Below are 17223 nucleotides of genomic sequence, written 5' to 3'. Positions count from 1 at the left end.
ATCCCAGTCCATCATTGCGGCCCCTCGGGCAGGCTCCCCTCAGGGGAGGGTTTGGGTAGGGGGTGAGGATCACCCCCTCCCAAAGTCCACCCCCGGGGGGAGGGTTTGGGGAGGGGGTGAGGATCACCCCCTCCCAAAGTCCACCCCCTGGAGAAGGTCCAACCCCGACAGGAAATGGAGACGAGCGACTATTGCGCGGCCATGAGGCCGCCGAATTCCTGCGCGGCGAGGAATTTCTCGGCTTCGAGCGCGGCCATGCAGCCCATGCCGGCGGCAGTGACGGCCTGGCGGAAGATCTTATCCTTGACGTCGCCGGCGGCGAAGACGCCGGGAATCTGCGTGGCGGTCGAGTCGGGGCGGGTCAGGATATAGCCGCCCTCGTCCATGTCGAGCGTGCCCTTGAAGAGCTGCGTCGAGGGGTCATGGCCGATGGCGATGAAGAGCCCGTGCACCGCGAGCGCGCTGGAGCGGCCGCTCTTGAGGTCGCCGATCCTGATGCCGGTGACGCCGAGCGGCGTCTCGGTGCCCAGCACCTCTTCGATGACGCTGTTCCATTGCACGGTGATCTTGGGATGGGCAAAGAGCCGGTCCTGCAGGATCTTCTCCGCGCGCAGACGCTCGCGGCGATGGATGAGGACGACCGAGTTGGCGAAGTTGGTGAGGTAGAGCGCCTCTTCGACCGCGGTGTTGCCGCCGCCGACGATGGCGACGTCCTTGCCGCGGAAGAAGAAGCCGTCGCAGGTGGCGCAGGCCGACACGCCGAAGCCTTGGAACTTCTTCTCGCTGGGGAGACCCAGCCAGCGCGCCTGCGCGCCGGTGCAGATGATGAGCGCGTCGCCCGTGTAGTGATCGCCGGAATCGCCGACGGCGCGGAACGGCGCCTGGGCGAGATCGCACGAGACGATGGTGTCGAAGATGAGCCGCGTGCCCACATGCTCGGCCTGCTTGGCCATCTGCTCCATGAGCCACGGGCCCTGGATCACCTCGGCGAAGCCCGGATAGTTTTCCACGTCCGTGGTGATGGTGAGCTGACCGCCGGGCTGCAAGCCCTGCACCAGGATCGGCTTCAGATTGGCCCGGGCCGCATAGATGGCCGCGGTATAGCCGGCGGGACCGGCACCGATGATGAGGACTCTGCTGTGGTGATTGGCCATGAGGGCTCGCGGGGAGGATTCGAAAGGAACCGAGGCCTAAACATAGGCGGCCGGTATCGGAGGTGCAACGAGGCGACCGCCAGAGCGGCAATTGCGGGACTGCCGGCCCTAAAGCACCAGCGTCAGGCCGGAGATCAGCAGCAGGATTAGGACGATTCGGCGGAATTGCGCATCGTCGACCCGGTCGTAGAGCCGCAAGCCGAGCCAGGCGCCGGCGAAGACCGCCGGCAGGCAGATCAGCACCAGGATGCCCACGGCCGCATTGAGGAGGCCTTGGCTCGCGAAGCCGCCGAGGGCGAAGACATGCATGGCGGCGTTGAAGGGTTGGAAGACGCCGCGTTGCTCATCCCGGCTCCGGCCCCTGAGCGCTGTCCAGATCGTCGGCGGCGGACCGGGCAAACCGGCGAACCCGCCCATGAGCCCGCCGGTAAAGCCGCAGACCGCATCGGCGATCCGGCCTCCGGCGGTGATCCGGGGACGCGTGCGGACGAGGAGCATGGTCGTCGCATAGAGGACGAGAAAGCCGCCGACGAGGGTGCGGAACAAGCCGTGGTCGAGGCTGCCCAAGAGCGCGATGCCGACCGGCACGCCGAAGGCGCCGCCGAGAATGAATGGCGATAACCGCCCAAGCTCGAAGCCGCGCCGGATCGTGCCCAAGGAGTAGCCTTGGACGATGAGCGAGCAGGCCGCGACCAGGGGAGCCAAGGCAGCGGGCTCGATCACATGCAGCCAGAAGGCGACCGACACCATGCCGAAGGCGAATCCCGATAAGCCGGAGACGAAGCAGGCGACGAGCGCGCCGAGGGCGATGAGTGCCAGCGCAAAGAGCGTCATGATGCGGGGGGGGGCGGGCTGCGGCGGGCGGGCGGTGCTAGAAGCCGAACATGTGGTCGAGGCTGAAGGCCTCCGCGCCGACGAGACCATGATAGCCGAACAGCCGGCAGGTTTGGTCGCGCACGACCACATAAGCATCCGGGCCAGCCCGGTCGCGTTCGCTCCCGCCGAAGGTCTCGCGATAGCTCCAGTGACGGCTGCCGCCGCAGGGAATGGCGATGTGCCGGCTGGCGATCGTCTCGCCCTTGGCGGAGGTCAGCACCAGCTCGGTGGCCGACTCAGCGTGCCAGGGGGTGCTCGCGGGGTAGATGAGGTGGCAGATCGTGTCGAGCGGCGCCGGCCCCAAGCGGAGGAAGAGACGTGTCGACAGGCCGGGCGGCCGGCCGGCGTAGCTCTGCGGCTCGCCCTTGTAGGTCAGCACCGTGTTGAACATATGGCTGCCGAAGCTGGTATCGGCGGCGTGGCCGTTCCGGCGATCCTGGTAGCGGAACAGTCCGTGCAGCCAGCCATCGGCTTCGCCGCCGGCGGAGAAATCATAGATAAGCTCGACATGGCCCCATGGGGTACCGAGCCGGGTCCCGGCCAAGAGCTCGTCCACATCGACGGCGAGGCCGGCATCGCGCTTGACGCGACCCAGCCCCTTGCGGGCGAGCTCGCGTCCGTCGGCATCGATCACCAAGAGCTGGATCGGCAGCTCCAACTGCGTGGTCGCCATCGGCGTCGGCTGCACCAGCGTGCGCCAGCGTCCGGGCGGCAGGATCGGCGCCGGCAGGATGAAGCCCTTGCCGAAGAGGTTCGCCAGCTCGGGAAGGCGCGGGTCGGGCTTGAGGTCGACGCGCTCGACATTGGCGTGGGCGATGCGGCGACGGCCGGATTTGCCTTCGACCTCGTAACGGGGCCTGACGATGTGGCGGCCGGCCCGGATCTCGATCTGCTGAGGCCAGGCGAGCCCGGGCAGGATGTCGGCGACATCGACCGCAAGCGTGCCGAACCCGGGGACGGCGGTATCGATCGACCGCCCCTCGTCGCGCCCCATTTGATTGAGGCCGATGGCGCCGGCGGGGATCGGGCAGGGATGGGCATTCTGCAGCCACAGCCAGACACGCTCGCCTGCCGCCGGGGCCGGCAGGCCGGCGTAGAAATCCGCCGGCCAGGCGTTGGCGTCGTGGGTGCAGGACAAGAGTGCCGGATCCTCACCCAAGGTGTCGAGCGCGTACTTGACCACGTCGTGGCCGGCGGCGCCGATGACATGCATGAAGAGCTGCCCGGTGAAGGGTGCGAGGCCGAAGCGCTCGCGGACGGACTTGCTGTCGATGACGATGCTCTGGGGAGCGTCGGCGAGGGTCTCGGTCCATTCCGCCAGCGGCTTGCCGGCATCGTCCAGCAGCATGAGCCAGAGACGCGCGCCGCGGGCGCCATAGCCCGACCAGTAGTTGGCGGTGACGAGGCGGGTGCGATGGCCGTCGCCGTCGCGGAAGAAGGCGAGGTTGGTGGCGAAGTTGAGCGGGTCGAGATAGTGCCGCCGATTGCCGAGGAGCGGGTCCGGCAGTCGGCCCGCATCGAAGCTCTCGACCCGGGCGCCGCTCGGAACGAGATGACGGATCTGGGCCAGCGCGCGCTCGGCATCGAAGGCGGCGATGAGCACGCTCGCCGCCTTGGCGCCGGAGAGATCGGTCACCGGCTGCACCTGGTGCCCGAGCACGCTCTGGCCCAGCTGCTCGACCGACTGCACATAGGCGCCGGCGAGCTCGAGCTTGGAAAGATCGTAAAGCGCGGCGAAGCTCTTGGCGAAGCCCTGAGGATCGTAGACCGCGACCGGGCCGGAGCGGGCGAGCCGCCGAGCCAGCTCCTCCAAGGGTGCGCGGGCGAGCGGATGTCCGAGAGCCTTGAATAGGCTCGAGCCGCCGGTCTGATTGCTGAAGGTTTCGATCGCCAATGCCATGGCCGAGGTTCATACGGCCCTCAAGGCCAAAACTCAATCGGCGAGCCCGGGCCGCTGCTGCGCGAAATGGCTGAGGATGCGTTCGCGCACCAAGGCGGCGACCCGCGCCGTCTCGTCGGGCGGCGGGTAGGTCCAGGTCTCGATCCGGCCCCGGAACGGGCGCGTCAAGCCGCGCTCGACCAGGCTCTGATGGAAGCGCTGGAACTTGCCGGGCCTGCCCGGCAGGTCGAGCACATGCACCGGCTTTCCCGTCGCCAGCGCCTCGCTCACCATGTTGACCGAATCGGCCGTCACCAAGATCGCATCGGCGAGCGCCAGCAGGCCGAAATAGGGGTTCTCGCCGCTGCCGTCCCAGATGAAGGCACCGCTTCCGGCAAGCGTTTCTCTGAGCGCGATCTCGTTCGCCTCGCCGGTGCGCCTGGAGGGTGTCAGCGCGATGCCGTAACCTTGGCGCTGCAAGCCGATGAGATCCTGGGCGAGGCGGCGCGTGGTCGGGGGATCGAGACGGTAGCGTCCGTTGCTGCCGCCGACGAGCACTGCCACGAGCGGACGGGGCAGCGGGGCGAAGCCGGCGCGAAAGCGATCGGCGGCCGCCTCCAGGACCGGTGCGGTAACGCCGTGCATCGAGCCGGTGACGACGACCACATTGGGGCCGCGCAACCGGTCATGCTCGGGAGCCACCACCACGCCGAAGCGCTCGGGCGGCAGCTTCGGATCGTGCATCTGCACGGTGAAGCAGCGTCCGGCGCTGGCGCGCTGGATGGCAAGCGACAGGGCGGCCGCTTGCCGACCGGTGCCGATCACCACCTCGGGCCAAGGCGGTTCCAGACGATCCCCGTCCGCCTGGAGGCGGCCGAGAGGGTCGAGCCACAGCGAGGGCGGCAGGAAGCGCCAGGGCGCCCTCACCCGGATGCGCTTCAGCGCCGGCTGGAGCCCAATGGCCCGGGCGAGCCCGAGACTCTGGGCTTCCATGCCGACGGTGCCGTCGCCGACGATCCAGGCCGAAAGCTGGCTCAAGTCCATGGCGGGCGAGACTGGAGGAAGAGCGTCCGGTCGGGAAGCAAGGGCGGCCGACACGGGGTATTCTGTAATAATGTTGCGCTTGTGCACCCTAGTTAATATATCCTTTCGCGCAAGGGAGCGTGTCTGGGGGTAAAGATGCGACGGGTCAAGCTCGACCGAATCGATCGGAAGATATTGCGCGACCTGCAGACCGACGGTCGCATGACCAATGTCGACCTGGCCAAGCGCGCCGGCATCTCGGCGCCGCCTTGCCTCAGGCGCGTGCGCGCGCTGGAGGAGGCCGGCTATGTGCGCGGCTACCACGCCGAGCTGTCGCCGGAGATGCTGGGATTCGGCTTCACCGGCTATGCCCTTGTCGGGCTGTCGAGCCAGGCCGAGCCCGATCTCGTTGCCTTCGAGACCCTGGTCCGGAGCTGGCCCCTGGTGCGCGAGTGCCACATGCTGGCCGGCGATTCCGATTTTCTGCTGAAGGTCGTCGCCGAGGATTGGGACAGCTATCAGCGCTTCTTGACGACCAAGCTCACCGCCGCCAAGAACGTGAGCCACGTGAAGTCGCTGCCCACGGTCAGGGTATCCAAATACGCCCCGGGCGTGCCCATCGACGAGCCGGAAAGCGAGCGGCCGAGCAAAGCCGCCTCGGACTGATCATTCGATTTTGGTGATGCCGCGCCCGGAGCGTCAGGCGAACTTGACGCGCACGATCTCGTAGGACTTGGAACCCCGCGGCGTCGAGACCTCGACCGCATCGCCGACGCTCTTGCCGATGAGCGCCCGGGCCAGGGGCGAAGTGATCGACAGCAGGCCCTGGGCGATATCGCTCTCGTCGGTGCCGACGATCTGGTACTTGACCCGCTCCTCGCTGTCCTCGTCTTCGAGCGTCACCGTCGCCCCGAAGGTGACGGTCTTGCCCGACAGCTTCGAGACGTCGATGACCTCGGCGCGACGCAGCTTGTCCTCGAGCTCGACCACGCGGCCCTCGATGAAGCTTTGGCGCTCCCGTGCGGCGTGGTATTCGGCGTTCTCTGAGATGTCGCCGTGGTCGCGGGCCTCGGCGATCTGGCGAATGATCGACGGACGCTCGACCTGCTTCAGATGCCTCAGCTCCTCCTGCAGCCGATCGTAGCTGCCGAGCGTCATGGGGATACGTTCCATCATCTCACGCCCCGGATAATTCTCCGCCGCGAGGCGCGGCTGGGCGGGTCAAGGCAGCTCGTAGATCGACGGCCATTTATCCGTTCCACTCCCTAACTTTCCGGCGGCCGCCATGGCCGCCCTCGCACCGCTCCAGCCTAGGAGAGCGGTAGCGGTATCAGAACGAACCGCTCACGTAGGATTGCAGGGGCGCTACGTCAAGCTGCCCGACCTTGAGGGCGCGGATGCCGCGAACAGCGGCACGCGCACCCTCAATAGTCGTGTAGTAAGGAATGTTGTACGTCAGCGCGGCCTGGCGCAAGTCGAAACTATCGGCGATGGCCTGCACCCCCTCGGTGGTGTTGAACACCAGCGCCACATGACCGCTGATCATGTTGTCGACCACATGCGGCCGACCTTCCAGGACCTTGTTGACGCGCGCGACCGGTAGTCCGGCAAGGCGGAGATACTCGGCCGTGCCCTTGGTCGCGAGCAGCTTGAAGCCCATCGCCAAGAGCTCGCGGCACAAGGGCTCGACCCGAGGCTTGTCGGTGTCCTTCACCGAAACGAACACGGTGCCGAAATCCGGCAGCATGGTGCCGCTGGCGATTTGCGACTTGAGGAACGCTTTCTCGAAATTGGTGTCGATGCCCATGACCTCGCCGGTCGATTTCATCTCCGGGCCGAGAATGATGTCGGTGCCGGGGAAGCGCGCGAAGGGAAACACCGCCTCCTTCACCGCGACGTGGGCAGGATCGCCGGTGGGGAGCTTGAACGACGCCAGCTTCTCTCCGGCCATGACCCGGGCGGCGACCTTGGCGATGGCGACACCCGTCGCCTTCGCCACGAACGGCACCGTCCGGCTCGCCCGCGGGTTCACCTCGAGGATGTAGACCTCGCCGTCCTTGACCGCGAACTGCACGTTCATGAGGCCGACGACGTCGAGCGCCCGGGCGAGCACGGCCGTCTGCCGGCGGATCTCTTCGACGACCGGCTTGGGTAAGGATTGCGGCGGCAGGGAGCAGGCGGAATCGCCGGAGTGGATGCCGGCCTCTTCGATGTGCTCCATGACGCCGGCGATGAACACATCGTGGCGATCGGCGATGGCGTCGACATCCACCTCGTAGGCGTTCTTGAGGAAGCTGTCGATCAGGATCGGGTTCTTGCCCCAGGTGCGGATGGCTTCGCGCATATAGCGGCGGAGCTGGCCCACCTCATGCACGATCTCCATGGCGCGGCCGCCCAGCACATAGGAGGGGCGGATGACGACGGGATAGCCGATGGCGCCCGCGACTGCTTCCGCCTCCTCGACGGTGAAGGCGGTGCCGTTGGTCGGCTGCCGCAAGCCGAGCCGGATCAGCAGCCCCTGGAAGCGCTTGCGGTCTTCGGCGAGATCGATGGCATCGGGCGAGGTGCCGAGAATGGGAATGCCCGCCGCCTCGAGCGCGCTGGCGAGCTTGAGCGGGGTCTGGCCGCCGAACTGCACGATGAGGCCGGCAAGGGTGCCCGCCTTCGATTCCGTGCGCACGAGCTCGATCACGTCCTCGGCGGTGAGCGGCTCGAAGTAGAGCCGGTCGGAGGTGTCGTAGTCGGTCGACACCGTCTCCGGGTTGCAGTTGACCATGATGGTCTCCAACCCGGCGTCTTTCAGCGCATAGGCCGCGTGCACGCAGCAATAGTCGAACTCGATGCCCTGGCCGATGCGGTTGGGGCCGCCGCCGAGGATCACCACCTTGCGGCGATCGCTGGGCTCGCTCTCGCATTCGCGCGGCGTCGAAGGTTCGCCCTCATAGGTGGAATACATGTAGGGCGTGCTCGAGGGGAACTCGGCGGCGCAGGTGTCGATGCGCTTGTAGACGGGATGCACGTCGAGTTCGTTTCGGCGGCGGGCGACGGCGGCCTCTTCCAGATCGGTGAGCTCGCCCAGCCTCGCATCCGAGAAGCCCATGCGCTTGAGGTCCATGAGGCCGGCGCGGTCGCCGGGCAATCCTTCGGCGCGGATGCGCGCCTCGGCGGCCACCAGCTCGGCGATCTGGCGGAGAAACCAGTGATCGTAGCGGCAGGCGGAGTGCACCTCCTCGATGCCGAGCCCGAGCCGGAACGCCTGGGCGATGCGCAGGAGCCGGTCCGGCGTCGGCTCGCTCAGCGCCTTGATCACCGCCCGGCGGTCGAGATCGGCGCCGCCGGGAGCGGCACCCGGGATCTCCACCTCGTTCAGGCCGGAGAGGCCGGTCTCCATCGAGCGCAGCGCCTTCTGCAGGGATTCCTGGAAGCTGCGGCCGATCGACATCGCCTCGCCCACCGACTTCATCGAGGTGGTGAGCAGGGGCGAGGCGCCGGGGAACTTCTCGAAGGTGAACCGCGGCATCTTGGTGACGACGTAGTCGATGGTCGGCTCGAAGGAGGCCGGCGTCACCTTGGTGATGTCGTTGTCGAGCTCGTCCAGGGTGTAACCGACCGCGAGCTTGGCCGCGATCTTGGCTGGTATTCCTTGTCGGTCAAGGTCAGCGCCGGCGCCACCGTGATCGAGTCGCCGGTATGGATGCCCATGGGGTCCACATTCTCGATCGAGCAGATGATGATGCAGTTGTCCGCCCGGTCGCGCACCACCTCCATCTCGAACTCTTTCCAGCCGAGCACCGATTCTTCCACCAGCACCTCGTGCACCGGCGACATCCTGAGTCCGTTGCCGACGACCCGCTCCACCTCCTCGCGGTTGTAGGCGATGCCGCCGCCCAAGCCGCCCAAGGTGAAGGACGGGCGGATGACCATCGGCAGCCCGACCTCATCGATTGCCGCCAGCGCTTCATCCAGGCTTTTCACCAGCCTCGAGCGCGGGCTCTCGAGCCCGATCCCCGCCATGGCCTCGCGGAACTTGAGGCGGTCCTCGGCCTTCGCGATCGCCTCGCGCTTGGCGCCGATGAGCTCGACGCCGTAGCGCTCCAGCGTGCCGTTGTCGGCGAGCGCCATCGCCGTGTTGAGCGCGGTCTGTCCGCCCATGGTGGGCAACAGCGCATCCGGGCGCTCCCGGGCGATTACCTTCGCCACCATGTCGGGGGTGATCGGCTCGATATAGGTCGCATCCGCCAGCCCCGGATCGGTCATGATCGTGGCCGGATTGGAATTGACCAGCACCACCCGGTAGCCCTCGCTCTTCAAGGCCTTGCAGGCCTGCGCGCCGGAATAGTCGAACTCGCAGGCCTGGCCGATGACGATCGGTCCGGCGCCTATGATGAGAATGCTCTTGATGTCGGTGCGCTTCGGCATGGAGGGTTGGGTGCCTAATTCCTACTCCCTCCCCCCTTGCGGGGGAGGGTTGGGGAGGGGGGAACAACAAGCGCATCGCGGATGCTCGCGACGACCCAGCCCGCCCCCGCAAGGGGGGCGGGGGAAAGAACGCAACCCCGCGCGACAATGATCCTCACCACGCTCACCGCTTGCCCGCTTTGCTGGCGTCCATCAAGCCGACGAAGCGGTCGAAGAGATAGTGGCTGTCCATCGGCCCGGGCGAGGCTTCCGGATGGTACTGCACGGAGAAGACCGGCCGGTCCTTGAGCCGGAAGCCTTCGTTCGAGCCGTCGAACAGCGAGACGTGGCTCACCTCGGCCTCATCCGGCAGCGTCTCCGGCAAGACCACGAAGCCGTGGTTCTGGCTGGTGATCTCGACCTTGCCGGTGGCGAGATCCTTGACCGGATGGTTGGCGCCGCGATGGCCCTTCGCCATCTTGCGCGTGCGGCCGCCGAGCGCCAGCGCCAGCATCTGATGGCCGAGGCAGATGCCGAAGATCGGCACGCCCGTGCCGAGCAGGTCCTGGATGACCGGGACGGCATAGCGCCCGGTCGCAGCCGGATCGCCGGGGCCGTTCGCAAGGAAGACGCCATCGGGCTTGTGGGCGAGGATGTCGTCAGCGCTGGATGTGGCCGGAACCACGGTCACCCGGCAGCCGGACGCAGCCAGGCAGCGCAGGATGTTGCGTTTGGCGCCATAGTCGACCGCCACGACGTGATAGCGGGGCTCGGAAAGCCGCCCATAGCCGTCGGGCGCGAAGGCCCAGGTGGTCTCGTCCCATTTGTAGGATTGCCGGCAGGAGACCTCGATGGCCAAGTCCATGCCTTCGAGCCCCGGCCAGGATGCCGCTTCGGCTTGGAGGCCGGTCACGTCGAGGCGCCCGGCCTGGCCATGGCAAAGCGCGCCGGTGGGCGCGCCCAGATCGCGAATGCGCCTGGTGAGCTGGCGGGTGTCGATGCCGGCGATGCCGACGAGGCCCGCGGATTTGAGCCAGTCGTCCAGATGCCGGCCGGCGCGGTAGTTGGCGGGCTCGGTGATGTCGGCGCGGATGACGAGGCCGCGCGCGGCGGGTGTCGCCGACTCAATGTCGGCCGGATTGGCGCCGACATTGCCGATATGCGGGAAGGTGAAGGTGATGATCTGACCGGCATAGGAGGGATCGGTCAGGATCTCCTGGTAGCCGGTCATCGAGGTGTTGAAGCAGACTTCGCCCACCGCCGTTCCGGTGGCGCCCACACCTTTGCCCCAGAAGACCGTGCCGTCGGCCAGCACCAAGGCCGCCGTGGCGCCGGGTGGTCCGGCGGTGGGCGGCGTCAAGGTTTGAGTCTCGGCCATCATCGATCCTCGGGGGGCGCCCGGTTGCCCGGAACCTATCGGGCAAGCGCGAACCCGCACATCCCGCTATGCCTGCGGGGGACGCACGGGTCACGGGTCCCAGGGAGTTCTGAGCTTGCGCGGCGAAAAGCGCTGTCTAAATATGCAAACTGCTTGTGCCCGTCAAGTCATCGGCTTGCAGATATTGTGTTCAATTTCAGCGCGTTGGGAAATTCTCCCAGCGTGCGGCGGGCCCGCCTTATCGTAAAGTTTCCCAATGATTGCCGCGAGGTCCGGAGAATGTTGCGCAAGCGTCTGAGCGAGGCTCTCAAAGAAGCGATGAAGGCACGCGCGGAACGGGCCGTCTCGACCATCCGTATGATCTTGGCGCAGCTCAAGGATCGCGACATCGCCGCCCGCCCCAAGGGGGTGAGCGAGGGAATCGGCGAAGACGAGATCAACGCCATGCTGCAAGGCATGATCAAGCAGCGCCGCGAGGCGATTCCGCTGTTCCAGCAAGGTGGCCGGCAAGATCTGGTGGACAAGGAAGAGGAGGAGATCCGCATCATCGAGGGATTCCTGCCGCGCCAGATGGACGAGGCGGAGATCGGCCGCGCGGTGGAGGCCGTGGTGGCCGAAATCGGGGCCAAGACGGTCAAGGACATCGGCCGCTGCATGGCCCTCCTGAAGGAGCGCTATGCCGGGCAAATGGATCTCTCCAAGGCCAGCGGCATCTTGCGGAAGGCGCTTGGCTGAGGTGGCCTGCCCGCTTCCCACGAACGCGACGTTGGCCTAGCTTGGTTTTTCGTCTCCCGCCGAGCGAGGCGAGATCAACGGAACAAGCATCGGACGGAATCGATGAGCCTTCCGGCCGAATTCCTGGATGAGCTCAGATCCAGGGTGTCGTTGGCAGCACTGGTCGGGCGCCGGGTCAAGCTCACCCGCCGCGGCCGCGAGCACACCGGCCTCTGCCCCTTCCACAACGAGAAGACGCCCTCATTCACCCTCAATGAGGACAAGGGCTTCTATCATTGCTTCGGCTGCGGCGCCCATGGCGATGCCATCAGCTTCGTCATGGGAACCGAGGGCCTGGCGTTCCGGGACGCGGTCGAGCGCCTGGCGGCGGAGGCCGGTCTTGCCTTGCCAGAGGAAGCGCCGGGCGATCGCGAACGCCGCCAGCGCGAGACCTCGCTGCAAACCATCGTCGAGGCCGCCGCGGCCTTTTACGAGAAGCAATTGCGCATGCCGGGCGGCCGTGCCGCCATGGAGTATCTGAAGCGCCGCGGCCTCGATGAGGCCACCATCCAGCGCTTCCGCTTGGGCTATGCGCCCGCCAACCCCGGCCAGCTCAAGACCGAGCTGAAACGCCAGGGTGTGGAAGAGACGCAGATGGTGGCGGCCGGCCTGTTGAAGCAGCCGGAGGACGGGCGCGAGCCCTTCGACTATTTCCGCGACCGGGTCATGTTCGCGATCACCGATCGCCGCGGCCGGGTCGTCGCCTTCGGCGGCCGCATCTTGAGCGACGGTCAGCCCAAATATCTGAACTCTCCCGACTCGCCCCTCTTCCACAAGGGGCGCATGCTCTATGGCTACGCGCACGCCCGCGAGGCCGCGCTCAAGACCGGGGAGGTGCTGGTCGTCGAGGGCTACATGGACGTGATCGCGCTGTTCCAAGCGGGGATCGTTGAGGCGGTCGCTCCTCTCGGCACGGCCTTGACCGAGGATCAGCTGGCTGAGCTCTGGCGGTTGGCGCCGGAACCGGTGCTCTGCTTCGACGGCGATGCCGCCGGCGAGCGCGCGGCCGCGCGCGCGGCGGATCGGGCGCTCTCGCTCTTGGCGCCGGGGAAGTCGCTCCGGTTCCTGAGCCTGCCCAAGGGCGAGGATCCCGACACGCTGGTGCGCAAGGCCGGGCCGGAGGCGGTCCGTCAGCTGATCGGCGGCGCCCGCCCGCTGGTCGAGACGCTGTGGCAGCAATATTGGGCCGAGGCCCAACCGGTGAACACGCCGGAACGGCGCGCCAAGTTCCAGCACACCATTCGCGCGCTGCTGGCGCGAATCGAGGATCCCGAGATCCGCAACCTTTACCGGCGCGACTTCATCGGCCGGGCGCGTGCCGCCTTCGGCGAGGAGACGGGCCCCCATTCGGCGAGCGCCTTCGTCACCGATCGAAACGTCGTCAGGCGCATCGTCGAGCTTGCCTATGGCGATGGCCGCACCGATCAGCGCTCCGCCAGGCGCTGGCGGCGATTCGGCAACAAGAACATCACAGCCTATGTCGACCAGGCGCTGAGAGAGGGCCAGGGGGCCCGCAACGACCTCACCGTCTATCAAACCCGCCAAGAGCAGGTCCTGATCTTCACCTTGATCAATCACCCAGAGCTGCTGGCCGAGCTGGGCGAACTCTTGGGCATCGTCGCGCTCAAAGATCCGGGGCTCGAGAAAATCCGCCTGAAGCTCTTGGACATTCACTCATTTCCCGATCTCCAGTCGACCGACGCGATCATGGCCGAGCTCTCGGCCGAAGGCCTCGCCGAAGAGATCAAGTTATTGAGCGAGAAGTCTTTTCTCAGAAACTTCAAATTCGTCGCGCGGGACGCGGCAACTGAGCTGGCCGCCGCCGGCTGGAACGATGTGTTTCAAAGGCTCCAGGTCCCTATTCTCCAAGAAGAGCTCGCAGAGTTGACCGAAATGATTGTGAACCCTGCCTCAAGTAATACTGAGGAAGAGCAAAAAATACTGCGGGCTCAACAATTGGCCGAGGCACAGCAACTTATTGTTTCTGGAAAAGTACTGCACTGAAGGTGAGGTGCGGCGGCGGGGCGCTGCTCGAGGCCGATTTGGTCGCCACCTGCCTGAGAACTTTGCCGTTCGTCCCTCAAGATATCTTGACAGCGACCGCCCAAGGCGCCACCTGATGGGGCCAGGGTTTTCACTGAGCGTGGGCGAGCTTAGCGAGCGATGAGGTCGTGAGTTATACCTCTTTCGCGGGTGTTGGCGCGTCCGCAGGGCGGCGCGACGGGTGGGGTGGGGCCCGGCGCGCATCGACCGGGGCCGATGTTGAAACAGAGTTCTTGGAGATGAATCGAGCCCATGCGCGGCTTGTCCGGCGCCGGGGCAGCGAAGCGTCGCGGCAGAGAGGTTGGTCGCCGCCGGCGGCGTTCGAGCGGCATTGATCGAGGCCATCGGGCCGCGATTTGAACGGTTCGCCGGTCCGAGCGGGGGTGGAAACGGGGCGTTGGATACGGGGTAGGACAATTAATGGCTACGAAACCGGCAGCGAACACCGAAGAGACGGCAACCCGGGAAGAGACGCCCGATGGCCCGCTCATGGACACCATGGGCGTTGCCGTCAAGCGCATGCTCCAGCGGGGCAAGGAGCGCGGCTACATCACCTATGATGAGCTGAATGCCGCTCTCCCGCCCGATCAGATGTCCTCCGAGCAGATCGAGGACGTGATGACGTCGCTCTCCGAGATGGGCGTCAACGTCGTCGACGCCGAAGAGAGCGAGGACACTGCCGCCCAGCCCGCGAACGACGCCGCCCCGGTCGAGGAGGCCGAGGAAGCGGGCGAGCCCAAGGTCATCGGCAATGTCGATGAGGACGACATCGGCCGCACCGACGACCCCGTGCGCATGTATCTGCGCGAGATGGGCTCGGTCGAGCTCCTGTCGCGCGAGGGCGAGATCGCCATCGCCAAGCGCATCGAGGCCGGCCGCGAGATGATGATCGGCGGCATCTGCGAGAGCCCGCTCACCATCCGGGCACTCATCCTCTGGCGCGATGCCTTGAACGACGGCCGCATGCTGCTGCGCGACATCATCGATCTGGATGCCACCTATGGCGGCGGCCCCAGTGCGGCCGAGGTGGCCGAGGTGGAAGCCGGCACCGAGGCGGAAGCCGAAACCGTGGCCGAGGTGCCGCCGCCCGAAGGCGACAGCGAGGAGGAGGAGGGCGAGGAAAGCGCCATCTCGCTCGCCGCCATGGAGCTCGAGCTGAAGCCGGTGATCCTGGAGAAGTTCGACGCCATCGCCAGCACCTACAAGCAGCTCCACCGCATGCAGGACCGCCGCATCCAGCGGCTGAAGAAGGGCGAGGATCTGAGCCGCTCGACCGAGCGGCGCTATGAGAAGGTGCGCGACCAGCTGGTCGAGTTCATGAAGACCGTCCGGCTCAACAACGGCCGCATCGAGCAGCTGGTGGACCAGCTCTACGGCCTCAATCGCCGCCTGACCCAGCTCGAAGGCAAGATGCTGCGCCTGGCCGAGAGCTGCCAGGTCAAGCGCGAGGACTTCGTCAAGAACTACTTCGGCAGCGAGCTCGACCCGGGCTGGATCGAGCGCATGGGCGAGCTGCCGGGCAAAGCCTGGGCGCGCTACATCGCTCGCCACGGCAAGGACGTCGTCGAGCTCCGTCTGCAGGTGGCGCAGGTCTCCGTCGAGGCGGGCCTGCAGATCGCCGAGTTCCGCCGCATCGTGCAGACCGTGCAGAAGGGCGAGCGCGAGGCGAGCCGGGCGAAGAAGGAGATGGTGGAAGCGAACCTCCGCTTGGTGATCTCCATTGCCAAGAAGTATACCAACCGCGGCCTGCAGTTCCTCGACCTGATCCAGGAAGGCAACATCGGGCTGATGAAGGCGGTGGACAAGTTCGAGTACCGCCGCGGCTACAAGTTCTCGACCTACGCCACCTGGTGGATCAGGCAGGCGATCACCCGCTCGATCGCCGACCAGGCGCGCACCATCCGCATTCCCGTGCACATGATCGAGACCATCAACAAGCTGGTGCGCACGTCCCGCCAGATGCTGCACGAGATCGGCCGCGAGCCCACGCCCGAGGAGCTGGCCGAGAAGCTCGGTATGCCCTTGGAGAAGGTGCGGAAGGTCTTGAAGATCGCCAAGGAGCCGATCAGCCTCGAGACCCCGATCGGCGACGAGGAAGACAGCCATCTGGGCGATTTCATCGAGGACAAGAACGCGGTCCTGCCCTTGGACGCGGCCATTCAAGCCAATCTCCGCGAGACCACCACCCGGGTCCTGGCCTCGCTGACGGCGCGCGAGGAGCGGGTCTTGCGCATGCGCTTTGGCATCGGCATGAACACCGACCACACCTTGGAAGAGGTGGGTCAGCAATTCTCCGTCACCCGCGAGCGCATCCGCCAAATCGAGGCCAAGGCCTTGCGCAAGCTCAAGCACCCGAGCCGGTCCCGCAAGCTCCGCAGCTTCCTCGACACGTAAGGCAGGGGACAGGAGTCGGATGTCAGGTGCCAGGATCGGGGTATCTGGCGTCTGGTCCTGACACCTGATATCTGACACCTGGACGGGCCCGTAGTTCAGGTGGTTAGAACGCGCCGCTCATAACGGTGTTGTCGCAGGTTCGAGTCCTGCCGGGCCCACCACGCTCCTCTGTCGAGCGCTTCTGAATGGACGCATATATCGCAACACGGACGCATATCCTGCAACTAGGTGCCTTCACAGCAAAAGCCCCGCAGCCGCTCTCGCGATCTTGTCACCGTCGCTTTCCTTCGATAAGTGCATGGTGATGCACATCCAATCGCGTGCGGGTCTGCTGAGCACGCGCGGTCCGTCCGGAGATACTACGAGCGTCCCTTTCTCCCGCAGACTATGAATGCGCGCTCGCGACTGATTGCCCAGCTCGGTCGCAAGCAGTCGGTCTAGACGAAGGGCGACCGGTTCGTGGGCGGCAATCTGGATCTCCAGTTGAGATCTCGGCAGTACCTCTCCTTCGAGCACCTCCTTTCGCACCTTAACTTCGGCGAATTCCTGGACACGGTGCTGCGTGCGCCGCAGGGCCGTGACATCAAAAGCGAGCTGTCGGACCAGCTGCGGGTCATTTGTCTGGAGCGCCACCAAGAAGGCTGGATCGACGGTGCCGACGCGTCGGCGTTCCAAGATAGGCCAGTTCCAGGTGCTGTCACACGTGGTGCACTTGTAGATCAGCCAAGCATCGAGACGCTTTCCATTGGCGTTGACCCGAATCATTCGGCTGCATCGAAATGATTTGATCTCGCCGCATCGGCTACAGGTCAGCAATGGTTGAGGAGCGAGTTGAGGAACGACCGTCCATCGGACGCGTAGAACAGCGACCATGCCGCCTTGCCCTTCCCATCGGGAAGTTCATCAAGGCGACGGCATCGAGGGCCCGAACGGGCGCGGTTTGGCGGCGGGCTATGAAGCGGATGGAGATCGGATTCGGAACGGCGGAGATGCCGGTCGCGGTCCAGCCAAGCCATACCGGTCTCGGACCGCCACCATGAAGAGCTCGTATGAGTTGCTTCGGCAGCGCTCCGGCGCTGCCGCGTTTCCTGGTGGAACTGGTGAGACCGGCAGTTACGCTGGCAAAATAGACCGCCTATGGACTGACAGGCGGGCTTCTTTAGCCCGAACTTTACCCATTTTTCGAGCAAGGCGCTGATGTGACTCGCATTTGGTTGCGGGTCCTGACTACAGCGTCGGTTGGAGGGCGAGCAGATCGAAGGCGCGGCGCTGGGTTTGGGTCGGTGTGGCGAGCACGGGGAAGG

At 66.0% G+C, this 17223-nt stretch carries 11 protein-coding genes, 1 tRNA gene and 1 pseudogene; 5 read left to right on the top strand and 8 right to left on the bottom strand.

Annotated features, from left to right (window positions below):
• Positions 1–188: 188 nt before the first annotated feature.
• The 4 genes from trxB to HY058_08900 all read right to left on the bottom strand — a co-directional run bounded on the left by trxB (position 189) and on the right by HY058_08900 (position 4953).
• Positions 189–1154 carry a thioredoxin-disulfide reductase gene (gene trxB / locus HY058_08915; GenBank protein ID MBI3497408.1) on the bottom strand — a complete coding sequence of 322 codons (966 nt, stop codon included), beginning with the start codon at positions 1152–1154 and terminating at the stop codon, positions 189–191.
• Between the two features lie 108 nt (positions 1155–1262).
• The gene (locus HY058_08910) at positions 1263–1988 is read right to left on the bottom strand and encodes a sulfite exporter TauE/SafE family protein (protein MBI3497407.1); all 726 of its coding nucleotides are present in this window, start codon (positions 1986–1988) and stop codon (positions 1263–1265) included.
• A gap of 37 nt (positions 1989–2025) precedes the next feature.
• Positions 2026–3930: a hypothetical protein gene (locus tag HY058_08905; protein MBI3497406.1), complete on the bottom strand. Its 1905-nt coding sequence runs from the start codon at positions 3928–3930 to the stop codon at positions 2026–2028.
• 33 nt (positions 3931–3963) lie between these two features.
• A complete protein-coding gene (locus HY058_08900; protein MBI3497405.1) occupies positions 3964–4953 on the bottom strand; it encodes a mitochondrial fission ELM1 family protein in 990 nt (329 codons plus the stop codon).
• Positions 4954–5088: 135 nt separating this feature from the next.
• Here HY058_08900 and HY058_08895 point away from each other — a divergent pair, with 135 nt between their 5' ends.
• Entirely contained in the window at positions 5089–5598 is a 510-nt protein-coding gene (locus tag HY058_08895; GenBank protein MBI3497404.1) for an Lrp/AsnC family transcriptional regulator, read from the top strand.
• Between the two features lie 33 nt (positions 5599–5631).
• Here HY058_08895 and greA read toward each other — a convergent pair whose 3' ends face one another.
• The 3 genes and pseudogenes from greA to carA all read right to left on the bottom strand — a co-directional run bounded on the left by greA (position 5632) and on the right by carA (position 10708).
• Positions 5632–6105, bottom strand: coding sequence for a transcription elongation factor GreA (greA, locus tag HY058_08890; GenBank protein ID MBI3497403.1), 474 nt, complete (start codon positions 6103–6105; stop codon positions 5632–5634).
• A 157-nt stretch (positions 6106–6262) separates the two neighbouring features.
• Positions 6263–9351 (bottom strand): annotated as a pseudogene (carB, locus tag HY058_08885) (carbamoyl-phosphate synthase large subunit).
• Positions 9352–9514: 163 nt separating this feature from the next.
• Positions 9515–10708 carry a glutamine-hydrolyzing carbamoyl-phosphate synthase small subunit gene (gene carA / locus HY058_08880; protein ID MBI3497402.1) on the bottom strand — a complete coding sequence of 398 codons (1194 nt, stop codon included), beginning with the start codon at positions 10706–10708 and terminating at the stop codon, positions 9515–9517.
• A 279-nt stretch (positions 10709–10987) separates the two neighbouring features.
• Between carA and HY058_08875 the strand changes: the two genes are divergently transcribed.
• The 4 genes from HY058_08875 (at position 10988) to HY058_08860 (ending at position 16080) form a co-directional block, all read left to right on the top strand.
• A complete protein-coding gene (locus HY058_08875) occupies positions 10988–11443 on the top strand; it encodes a GatB/YqeY domain-containing protein (protein MBI3497401.1) in 456 nt (151 codons plus the stop codon).
• A gap of 102 nt (positions 11444–11545) precedes the next feature.
• On the top strand, positions 11546–13486 hold the full coding sequence (locus tag HY058_08870; protein MBI3497400.1) for a DNA primase: 1941 nt from the start codon (positions 11546–11548) through the stop codon (positions 13484–13486).
• Between the two features lie 459 nt (positions 13487–13945).
• The gene (rpoD, locus tag HY058_08865) at positions 13946–15919 is read left to right on the top strand and encodes an RNA polymerase sigma factor RpoD (protein MBI3497399.1); all 1974 of its coding nucleotides are present in this window, start codon (positions 13946–13948) and stop codon (positions 15917–15919) included.
• Positions 15920–16003: 84 nt separating this feature from the next.
• A tRNA-Ile gene (locus HY058_08860) sits at positions 16004–16080 on the top strand.
• Between the two features lie 73 nt (positions 16081–16153).
• On the opposite strand, the gene HY058_08855 is transcribed toward HY058_08860, so the two are convergent.
• Positions 16154–16792 (bottom strand): DUF1062 domain-containing protein, encoded by a 639-nt coding sequence (locus HY058_08855; GenBank protein ID MBI3497398.1) that lies wholly within the window; start codon positions 16790–16792, stop codon positions 16154–16156.
• Positions 16793–17223: the final 431 nt, after the last annotated feature.

This window comes from Pseudomonadota bacterium, from assembly GCA_016195085.1.
Classification (GTDB): domain Bacteria; phylum Pseudomonadota; class Alphaproteobacteria; order SHVZ01; family SHVZ01; genus JACQAG01.
The sequence above is the reverse complement of the archived record's forward strand: the minus strand, read 5'-3'. Positions and strand labels throughout refer to the sequence as shown.

What these genes read in the sequence shown, in the direction of transcription:
- trxB (MBI3497408.1), bottom strand. Translation starts at nt 1,154, where the DNA reads ATGGCCAATCACCACAGCAGAGTCCTCATCATCGGTGCCGGTCCCGCC.
- HY058_08910 (MBI3497407.1), bottom strand. Translation starts at nt 1,988, where the DNA reads ATGACGCTCTTTGCGCTGGCACTCATCGCCCTCGGCGCGCTCGTCGCC.
- HY058_08905 (MBI3497406.1), bottom strand. Translation starts at nt 3,930, where the DNA reads ATGGCATTGGCGATCGAAACCTTCAGCAATCAGACCGGCGGCTCGAGC.
- HY058_08900 (MBI3497405.1), bottom strand. Translation starts at nt 4,953, where the DNA reads ATGGACTTGAGCCAGCTTTCGGCCTGGATCGTCGGCGACGGCACCGTC.
- HY058_08895 (MBI3497404.1), top strand. Translation starts at nt 5,089, where the DNA reads ATGCGACGGGTCAAGCTCGACCGAATCGATCGGAAGATATTGCGCGAC.
- greA (MBI3497403.1), bottom strand. Translation starts at nt 6,105, where the DNA reads ATGGAACGTATCCCCATGACGCTCGGCAGCTACGATCGGCTGCAGGAG.
- carA (MBI3497402.1), bottom strand. Translation starts at nt 10,708, where the DNA reads ATGGCCGAGACTCAAACCTTGACGCCGCCCACCGCCGGACCACCCGGC.
- HY058_08875 (MBI3497401.1), top strand. Translation starts at nt 10,988, where the DNA reads ATGTTGCGCAAGCGTCTGAGCGAGGCTCTCAAAGAAGCGATGAAGGCA.
- HY058_08870 (MBI3497400.1), top strand. Translation starts at nt 11,546, where the DNA reads ATGAGCCTTCCGGCCGAATTCCTGGATGAGCTCAGATCCAGGGTGTCG.
- rpoD (MBI3497399.1), top strand. Translation starts at nt 13,946, where the DNA reads ATGGCTACGAAACCGGCAGCGAACACCGAAGAGACGGCAACCCGGGAA.
- HY058_08855 (MBI3497398.1), bottom strand. Translation starts at nt 16,792, where the DNA reads ATGGTCGCTGTTCTACGCGTCCGATGGACGGTCGTTCCTCAACTCGCT.